Source organism: Aeromonas finlandensis (assembly GCF_000764645.1).
GTDB lineage: Bacteria > Pseudomonadota > Gammaproteobacteria > Enterobacterales > Aeromonadaceae > Aeromonas > Aeromonas finlandensis.
Window position 1 is genome coordinate 1 of sequence record NZ_JRGK01000137.1, and the last position, 8,030, is coordinate 8,030.

Consider the following 8,030-nt stretch of genomic DNA (forward strand, 5'->3'; position numbering starts at 1 on the left):
GTGTAGGCCAGTACCAACAGCATGTTCTTGAATTGCTTGTTAGGGGCCACATCCAGCAACTTTTGAAACTCCCAGAGTTCGAAAGGGTCTGCGCTCTTTCCTGTACTTACTTTTGCCGAGTTGACGCGGACATCAAACTGCCTTTCGATAAGCTCATTTTGGGCTGCCCAGCGCAGCAAGTTTCCTACATGTCCGAGGTAGGTTTTGACAGATCTGGGTTGGCAATCGCTGAGCAGGTGGTTGCGCAGTCTTTCGATATGCATAGGCAGCAAATCGGCGATACGCATTTCCTGACCAAGAAAGAGGGTCATTCTTCTAAAGGCGCTGAGATATGATCGCTTGGTTGAGATACCTACTGTCGGGCCTACACTCTCGAGGAACGCAGTGATGCTCTCGGCCATATTCATGTTGGTGGTGGTCTTCACTCCTAAGCGAATGAGGGTTTTGGAGCTGGGAAAGTGCTTGGCATAGTCGAAATTTCCCAGCGCGATCTCGTGCTTAATCGCAGCAAGTTTGTTTGCTGCGAATTTGATGTTGACCTTGGTCAGGGGGATGTCGAGGACCTCGCGGCAGCGATGTCCTTTGTAGCTGAAGCAAAGTCGTAATTTATTGCCGTGTATCTCTATACCCGGTAGACCTGTAATCAGTGCGGACAGGTTGTCTATGGCGATGACTCGACCCATTTGTCGTACTCCACTATGTTGTACCTGACTTGGCGGTCAGGGGCATAACACCAGATACGGCCTTCAGGCCATTCTCCTTTCAGGCGCCGTCCTTCTGCGGCTTTCTCTGTCATTCCTGTCAGCACTGCAAATAACTTAGGTCTTATCCACTTAGCACAGGGGTAGGCGAATTGATGCATGGTTTGGTCCTCGCGGTCAGTAACAACTCAAGCCGGTGGCGCCCGAGCGGGTTGTAGTAGAAGGTTTGAACTTGCTTGCGGGAGTTTGATGCCTGGTCCAGGCGATATTCCCCCAGTTCGGTGGTTTTCAGGTTGTGTTGGTTGGCCAGCCTGCCGATGGCTTGCGCACTCACCCCCAGCTCCTTGCCCAGAGCGGTGGCGTTCCAGAGCTGGCCTGTTACCCGGGGCGCGTCGATAGGCAGGTCGAAGTGTGCCAGGACGCGTCCGATATCACTGAGCTTGGCTGCTCGGGAAAGGGTGGGGGATAGTATGGTGTTAACCAGTTCGGTGAGTAGTTGGCTGTCTTGGTCGATGAGTTGAAGCTGTTGCATGGTGTGGCCCTCCGGTCCTTGAGGATGGGGCGCCAATTGGATTGATGGAAGGGCCGTTAATGGTCTGAGTATTTGGTGAGAGCTCTGACAAGACGTTCAACTTGCCAGATGTTTGCTGCGCCGAAGAAGTAGATCAGAACGGCAGTCATTCCCCTCGCTGTGATGCTTGGGGTGACAATATTGACCAGCATGCCGACAGCGGTCCCTACAATAAGCAGCGCCAAGATCATCAGCTGACTAACTTGTGAATATGTCATGGCTCTTTCGGGTCATTGCGGCTCGGATGGTGGGGGCTGGAAAATGTATTGAGTCCCACCACTTAGCTGCATCTGATGCTTGAGGGTGACTTGCATGGCATGGAGTTTTTGCGCTGCCTCTTCAGCTTTGTGGCGATTACAGGTAATCCCACCTGGCAAGACGAACTGTCCAGGTTGTGATGGATGGGGCATGACTACGCCTAGCCCAGCGATCACCGCGCCGGGGTAGGGCGATTCAATGTCTTTCATGGGGTGCCTAAAAGTTATCCACTGTTTCTGTGTGCCTGGCAGTGGATGATTTGGGGGTATCAGGCTGCAGCTCTAGTGGGCACTGCTCCTGCGAGCATTAGGGATAGCTTGCTGATATCTGAAATTCGGCAGGTGCCGTGCCAGTTTGGGGCGAAGATGAGCAACATGGATCCTTTGGGGTTGCCCTTCATTTCTTTGCCCGTAGCCTGGTTAATGAAATTGATCCGGCCATTACGCCATTTGCCATGTTCATCGTGGTAACCCTTGATGTGGCGGACTTCGCTGGCCATCTCCCCGGGGTACCACTCAGTGCTGGTGTCCTGCGGTACCAACATGACGGTACCGATGCCCTTACCTTGCTGCTCGACGGCTTTATCTACCCATGGACCGATATCGGAATAGGGTGGGTTAAGCCAAGCCCAGGGCGCGCGGAGAAAGGGGCTGATGAAGTCACCCCAATCCACGCTGAGGGCATCTATACCGGGAGTCAGGTACTGCTGGCATAAGGCTGTCTCTGGTAGGGCTGCAGCATCAAGCGCAAAGTTGAACTCACGGTTCAGGGCTCTAAAAAGGAACATTGGCGTCTGGGTGAGATCTCGGGTGCCTGAGGGGGTGGTTGAACCTCGGAAATCAGCCATTACAGAGCCTCTATCAATGCCTCTATTATTCGCTTGGCTGCCAGAGGTGGTACTGCATTGCCAGCCATGTGAACAGTCAGACGATGGTTGTTGGGACGTAGGATATTTGGTGGAAAGCTCATGGCTAGTAGGTTTTCTTCTGCCATCAGCATACGCATCCGGTCTCCATCAACTACGGCCCAGCGATCTCGGGTTGTAATGGTGCCTATTGGACGTTTGATGCTTCGCCCCGTGCGTGTGTTGCCGTAGTAGCTCATCACAAACCTGGTACCATGAGCCATTCTGCCATTGGCGACGCGTTCTAAGGTTGCGGTTGCTCGACGTGGCTTTTCTATCTGTGACCAGCGACCAGCTGAGAAATCAATGAATGACGATGCAGGAACATGGTCAAAACGTGGCAGTTTTAGTGTCAGAGGGGTAGCGGAGCGCGTGCAGATAATGAACAAGCGCATCCGTTCTTGTGGCACACCTAGGTCTGCACAATTGATGATGTGTGGAGCCAATGAATACCCAATGGCTTGCATTGCAGCAACCCAAGCAGGATAGAGGGGCCACTGTATAAACTCAGGCACATTTTCGACAATAGCTGCTTGTGTACGGTGAAATTCAAGCGCTTCTACCACAGCCCATGCGGTAGCTCGGCTTCCATCGTGTTGCGGGTTCCCGTTGGCCTTGCCGCGAGCTTTACTATGTCCTTGGCAGCAAGGGGAAGCGAGGAGAAGATCATGCTTGGGAACTTGTGTCCAATCTGCCTGCTTTAGGTCTTGGCAGACATGCTGAGTATCTGGATGGTTGGCGCTATGCCAATCGACAGCATCTTTCCAATGGTTTGCTGCCCACAATACTTTGCAGCCAGCTTGTTCGGCACCTGTAGACCAGCCACCTAAGCCAGCAAATAAGTCAATCGCATTCATATTCCAGCCCTTCCTATTGTTATCAGTAGTTGATAGTCAGGTGCGCGATCTGGTTCTTGGCTATGTGGGCGATGAGGCTTATAGCTTTCTCTTCCTCAATGCCGAGCCCCATCATGTCCATCATGATTGAGCCGTGGATCCGGCCGCGGTGATCTTGGTCGGCAAGGCGGCGGGCATCTTCTTCGTCTTTGAGGCGTTGTTCGTCGGCAATGTGCTGGCGTTCCTGCTCTGCCGCGCGAGTCGCTGCTTCTTCAGCTTGTTGTGCCGCGTTGTCTTCAGCTTGTTGGCGGGCCAGCTCGGCAGCTTCTGCATCACATCGGGCTTGAGCTTCGCGCTCTATTGCTACTTGGGTTTGGCGCAGAGCTTCCTGCTCACGGTGCTGAGCAGCTTCACGCTCGAGACGTTGACGGTCTTCTTCCTGGATGCGAGCGCCCTCAGCGGCTTGATCTGCTATCAGGCGTTCGCGGTCGATGCGATCCTGCTCGGCCTGCTTTTTACGTAGTTCCTGCAGCTCTTCCTGCTCGGCTTCATACTTCTGGCGCGCCGCCAGCGTCTCGCTTAGGCGTTTGACTGCCAGCCCCTGAGCAACGGTCGCCTGAGGCAGCAGCTCTTGCCATGTGTCGTCCAGCGCGGTCTGCTCGACCTCCAGCAGCATGGCCTGCAGATCTGCCGCTGCACACTCGGTGCTGGCTGCAGCGCTGAACGCCTTGATCCGGGCGAGGCGGGCTTGCAGGTCTACAACCCTGGTTGCCTCTGCTTTTTCAAACTCGGTGAGCGGTGTGCGCACTTCGTCTTTAAGGGCATCCATGAAATCACGGAAAATCTTGCGGTTGGCGTCGAGCTTGTTGGGCTTCGCCTTGAGATCGTCGGCCAGCTCCTTGCCATAGCTCTCTCCGTACACTTTGAATCTGGCGCAGGCATGGGCCAGGCTCGCGATCTGCTTACGCCCCTTGGCGGTGGATGCGTCTGGCACGATGTTAGTTACCTGCTGACGCACGGCGGCAAGCATTTCGTGCAGGCCTACGCCGTCAATAAACAAGGCATTAACGCTGGCTGGTTCGATGACAACCAGCTGGGTCTGGGCGGTGTCGGTCTTGGCTTGTTCGGTCATGGCGGGTCCTTTGGTATAAAAAAGCCCGCTGGTTGGCGGGCTGGTAGGGTTATTTGGCTTTGTTGAGCTGGGCTTTGCGCTCGCCAGCAACCTGCTTGATGTTGTCGGCTATGGTGTGGTCGCCGGTTTCGCTGGCCCATGCCCACGCTGTGGTGTAGGCATCCGTCCACTCCTCGATAGAAGCAGCGCCCTCAATGGCCGCGCAGTGGTCAGCGTAGGCATTGGCGTGGTCAACCGGCTCGCTGGTATCAAGGGGCAGCTGCGCTTCGGCTTCGATGGTGACAGGCTGCTCCATTCCGCCCTTCATGGCTGCGAGCGTTCGGTTGATGGCCTTCTGCTGTAGCTGTGCGCCAGGGATCTCGTTGATGATTATCTCTTTGCCTTCCATCTCTTCGGCGGTTGGCTCACTGCCAATCTCGGGCCATGCCTTACGCAGTGCCTGCGCCTCGGTACACTTTCCCAGCTGGGCATAGGGTCGCTTGCGCCACATGGAGTTGGGGCACTCAGTCTTATTACTCTGGGTAGCGTAGTTCTCCTTCCAGCGCTCCAAGGCATGGAAAGCCACCCGTTGCCCATTCACCACCTTATAGACGGTGTACTTGCACCACTGCGGATAGGTGATATTGATCTTGCTCTGCGGGTTGTAGGGGTCAGGGAACTCTTCAACCACATCAGGGCCAAACACCGGCTCATCAGCGCCCGCGTAGTTGCCAGAGCGATCGGCCTGAATGCGGTACATCCCAATGCCTGGCATTGGCACATCACGCCACGTCTTATCCTTGGTGCGTGCGTCTGTGACCTGCATTGGTACTAGATGCACTGGCTTGAGCAGGATGTCGAGCCCGCGCGCCTTGCAATAGTCCCATGCCATCAATATCGAATCTGGATTAGCGCCAGGGAACACCGTGTTGCACAAGGCATTCCAGAGTGCTTCGTCGATACCGCGCTGTGCCAGGGCAGGGAACTGGGTGGCGAAGTGCTCAGCCGCCTGCTGTTTGATGGTTGCGATGTTACTCACGCTGCTCTCCTTGCCCATGCAGGGCGGGTAAGTGGTATCAGGTCGTGCCAGTCGTTGTTGACGCGGCACTCGTGGAATTTGCGCAGGTCGCGGCGGTAGAGGTCTTTGCCTTCCTCTTTCCACTCCTGCTCCAGCGGGCGAACCCGCACCGGGTAGCGGCCGCACTCAATGGATGAGCTGACCGCGATAAAGATGAAGTCAGGTATCTCGCCGTAGATTTCCCGATAGCCATCGGAATACATGGCGTCCTGAACGTGGTAGCGGAACTCCTCGACATGGCGCCTAAGGCGACCCATGTCGTCCACCTTCTTCACATCGGCCAGAATGGGGTGGCCGGTCAGCATCCTGTCTGGGCGGCAGCGGCAGAGCTCATCTGTTTCTGAGTCGGTCCAGTACAGCGAGCCTTCACAGATGCCGTCTTGCTCTAGCAGCCAGCGGGCGTCGGGGTGGGCGAACACGCTTTCGCGCATCAGTTGCAGCTTGCGATCGTCCTCGAACGAGATGATGGTCTTGCCAAGTTCGGCGCAGTTGGCCATGAACTCCTTCTCTTCGTCCTTGCCAGCGTTGGTGCGGAGGTTGAATTTAGGGGCGATGATGAAGCGGTCCTTGAACTCTTCCGGCTCCAGCAGCAAGCAGTGCAGGGCGGTGCCCATGTCCAGCGCCTTGAGCTTTTCCTCGTCAACTGGCGCACTCTTGCGCCAGACGTAGGTGGCGGGGCTCTCGGCGATATCGTCGAGTTGGGATTTGCTGATCCCGGGGCCAGAGTGGTACTGCTCGTTTGACAGGCCCTGCACCAGCCCTCGCGGCAGGGCAGTAATGCCAGCACCTAGCAGGTCTAACCATCCTGCTGAGAGCCCATCCTGTAGGACGTTGATGGTATCGACGGCGGCGTTCATGCGGCGCTCCGGTGCTGGTATTGCTCCCACCGCTCGGCGTTCATGGTGTCGTGCAGTTCGGCAACGTGTTCATTCCAAGCCTGCGAGGCGAGGATATTCAGCCCGGCATCCAGCACCCGCTGGATCAGCAGTGTGAGCGGCACTTTGTCGCCAGTCACCATCAGCAGATATATCGCCTGGTTAAGCTGCGTAGCTCGGTCGGCATTGACCTCTGCCAATAGAGTGGCGGCATCGATATCGAGCTGGTCTGATAACAACGGGAGGTGATTAGCCTCTACCCATTTAGCAACCCATTCAGTCTCAGCATTGGCCTCGGCCTCTTCGCTGTCGAGCAGGGCAAGCAAGGTGTGTTCGTTGGTCATGGTGAACTCCTCCGTTAGGTTTCTGCCTGTTCTACTTTTTGGCCTGTAGTGAGCCACTGGAAGTGAATAGACAGTTCAGGATGCTGGGCGAGCAGCAGCAGGGTTCCGCCGCCAATCTCCCGGTAGTTCAGCTCGTAGTTCTTGAGCGTGGTGGCTGGAATGCCCAACAGGTCAGCGAACTTCGGCCGACTCAAGTCGAGGCGTTCACGCAACTGGCGCAGACGCTTGCGGCATTCGTCATTGAGTAGGGGGATTGTCGGGTTGCTCTGTGCGGTATGTTTTTTCATGGTTGGGTCCTTTGGTGGTTATCCGAAGGCGGCCACAGCTTCAACGCTATGGCGTTGCACGCTCCACTGGAGCCGCCTTGGGATAACGGCTCGCAAGCCGGTGCCCTGTCACCTTCCAGCCCCACATTCCGGTTCGAACGGGTTAGCGGGGATCTGCCGGGCCAGCAGATTACGAGCGGTGACGGCCCAATCCAGATTGTTAAAGAGCGAGCTCAGCCGAATTTGGCGTGAGCGAAGCCAAAGCATCCTTGCGGTGCTTGAGAAAGAGGCTTTGGCTACGGCGCTATCAGGGAAGCGCCAGACCCGGGTTAGACCGCGTGGCGGTGGTTCTGTGCTGTCAGGTTCAGCATCAGGCGGTGGCCTTGTGGGATACGGCCAAGGCGCTGGTTGGCGATGACTCGCTTTTCTGCCAGCTTCTGGCGGCGAATATCGTCAGCAATGATGCTGATGCGGCGATGAAGCGCGGCCCGACGAGCCCTATTGCCGTTCAGCTGATCGGAGATGGTCGCTACAATCTGGTCAGCGAATTTAGCCGCTCTGGATAAAATGCTCTTGGCCATGGTACCTTTGCTCCTGTTGGCGGGTTGGTCCCCGTTAACTCCTTCCTCGCCTTTGGCGTGGTTGGGTCCTGTTGCTGGGGTTGGTCCCCTGGCATCCTGACTAGGGGTGGTACCCTGGTTCTTCGAAGCCCGCCTTGTGCGGGCTTTGTCGTTCTTACGCGCTGGTGAGGCGCATGCCCTGGTGAAAGGGCGGGTCCTGTTGCTGGTTCAATCTCAGCAATATCGTTCTCGATAGTTGACGATATCGATTGTTATCGATCGGGAACGATTGGTCAACACACTTTCGTGAATTATTTAAATGAAAAAGCCCCGCCGATTGGCGAGGCTTCTTTAAAATTTGTTGGGGTTGATGAGGTGTTTAAAATTTAAACAATGTATATCAATGAGTTAACCTCTTCGCTCAATCATCTTTCCAAGTACGATGACATCCTTTGCTGCTATTAGCGGAAGGCGCTCATCATCAACACCAAAAGCCCATCCCTCGATGGCCGGTATTGCCCTGAGC

Annotated in this window: 11 protein-coding genes; all 11 read right to left on the reverse strand. The window is 55.7% G+C overall.

The genetic code is table 11. The annotated features are described in order from the left end of the window. Positions 1-683 (reverse strand): Arm DNA-binding domain-containing protein (locus LD28_RS0111435; protein WP_033137096.1); only part of this gene is annotated, 683 nt, incomplete at its 3' end. Positions 684-825: 142 nt separating this feature from the next. Further along, positions 826-1,233 (reverse strand): hypothetical protein, encoded by a 408-nt coding sequence (locus LD28_RS0111440; RefSeq protein ID WP_050514312.1) that lies wholly within the window; start codon positions 1,231-1,233, stop codon positions 826-828. 56 nt (positions 1,234-1,289) lie between these two features. Continuing rightward, on the reverse strand, positions 1,290-1,490 hold the full coding sequence (locus LD28_RS0111445; protein ID WP_033137097.1) for a hypothetical protein: 201 nt from the start codon (positions 1,488-1,490) through the stop codon (positions 1,290-1,292). A 308-nt stretch (positions 1,491-1,798) separates the two neighbouring features. Further along, complete coding sequence (locus LD28_RS0111450) at positions 1,799-2,377, reverse strand: phage N-6-adenine-methyltransferase (RefSeq protein WP_033137098.1); 579 nt, start codon at positions 2,375-2,377, stop codon at positions 1,799-1,801. Further along, a complete protein-coding gene (locus LD28_RS0111455) occupies positions 2,377-3,291 on the reverse strand; it encodes a DNA cytosine methyltransferase (RefSeq protein ID WP_033137099.1) in 915 nt (304 codons plus the stop codon). The genes LD28_RS0111450 and LD28_RS0111455 overlap by 1 nt, the downstream gene beginning before the upstream one ends. Before the next feature lie 22 nt (positions 3,292-3,313). Beyond that, positions 3,314-4,402 (reverse strand): hypothetical protein, encoded by a 1,089-nt coding sequence (locus tag LD28_RS0111460; protein ID WP_033137100.1) that lies wholly within the window; start codon positions 4,400-4,402, stop codon positions 3,314-3,316. A gap of 49 nt (positions 4,403-4,451) precedes the next feature. Then, positions 4,452-5,420 (reverse strand): phage recombination protein Bet, encoded by a 969-nt coding sequence (gene bet, locus LD28_RS21965; RefSeq protein WP_050514313.1) that lies wholly within the window; start codon positions 5,418-5,420, stop codon positions 4,452-4,454. Then, positions 5,417-6,316: a PD-(D/E)XK nuclease-like domain-containing protein gene (locus LD28_RS0111470; protein WP_081959531.1), complete on the reverse strand. Its 900-nt coding sequence runs from the start codon at positions 6,314-6,316 to the stop codon at positions 5,417-5,419. The genes bet and LD28_RS0111470 overlap by 4 nt, the downstream gene beginning before the upstream one ends. Next, a complete protein-coding gene (locus tag LD28_RS0111475) occupies positions 6,313-6,678 on the reverse strand; it encodes a hypothetical protein (protein ID WP_033137101.1) in 366 nt (121 codons plus the stop codon). The genes LD28_RS0111470 and LD28_RS0111475 overlap by 4 nt, the downstream gene beginning before the upstream one ends. A 14-nt stretch (positions 6,679-6,692) precedes the next feature. Then, complete coding sequence (locus LD28_RS0111480; RefSeq protein ID WP_033137102.1) at positions 6,693-6,965, reverse strand: helix-turn-helix domain-containing protein; 273 nt, start codon at positions 6,963-6,965, stop codon at positions 6,693-6,695. A 308-nt stretch (positions 6,966-7,273) separates the two neighbouring features. Continuing rightward, entirely contained in the window at positions 7,274-7,525 is a 252-nt protein-coding gene (locus LD28_RS0111485) for a hypothetical protein (RefSeq protein ID WP_033137103.1), read from the reverse strand. Positions 7,526-8,030 lie beyond the last annotated feature (505 nt).

Bases quoted from the DNA above. Each gene is read 5' to 3' on its own strand.
- LD28_RS0111440 (WP_050514312.1), bottom strand. From the start codon at position 1,233: ATGCAACAGCTTCAACTCATCGACCAAGACAGCCAACTACTCACCGAA.
- LD28_RS0111445 (WP_033137097.1), bottom strand. From the start codon at position 1,490: ATGACATATTCACAAGTTAGTCAGCTGATGATCTTGGCGCTGCTTATT.
- LD28_RS0111450 (WP_033137098.1), bottom strand. From the start codon at position 2,377: ATGGCTGATTTCCGAGGTTCAACCACCCCCTCAGGCACCCGAGATCTC.
- LD28_RS0111455 (WP_033137099.1), bottom strand. From the start codon at position 3,291: ATGAATGCGATTGACTTATTTGCTGGCTTAGGTGGCTGGTCTACAGGT.
- LD28_RS0111460 (WP_033137100.1), bottom strand. From the start codon at position 4,402: ATGACCGAACAAGCCAAGACCGACACCGCCCAGACCCAGCTGGTTGTC.
- LD28_RS0111470 (WP_081959531.1), bottom strand. From the start codon at position 6,316: ATGAACGCCGCCGTCGATACCATCAACGTCCTACAGGATGGGCTCTCA.
- LD28_RS0111475 (WP_033137101.1), bottom strand. From the start codon at position 6,678: ATGACCAACGAACACACCTTGCTTGCCCTGCTCGACAGCGAAGAGGCC.
- LD28_RS0111480 (WP_033137102.1), bottom strand. From the start codon at position 6,965: ATGAAAAAACATACCGCACAGAGCAACCCGACAATCCCCCTACTCAAT.
- LD28_RS0111485 (WP_033137103.1), bottom strand. From the start codon at position 7,525: ATGGCCAAGAGCATTTTATCCAGAGCGGCTAAATTCGCTGACCAGATT.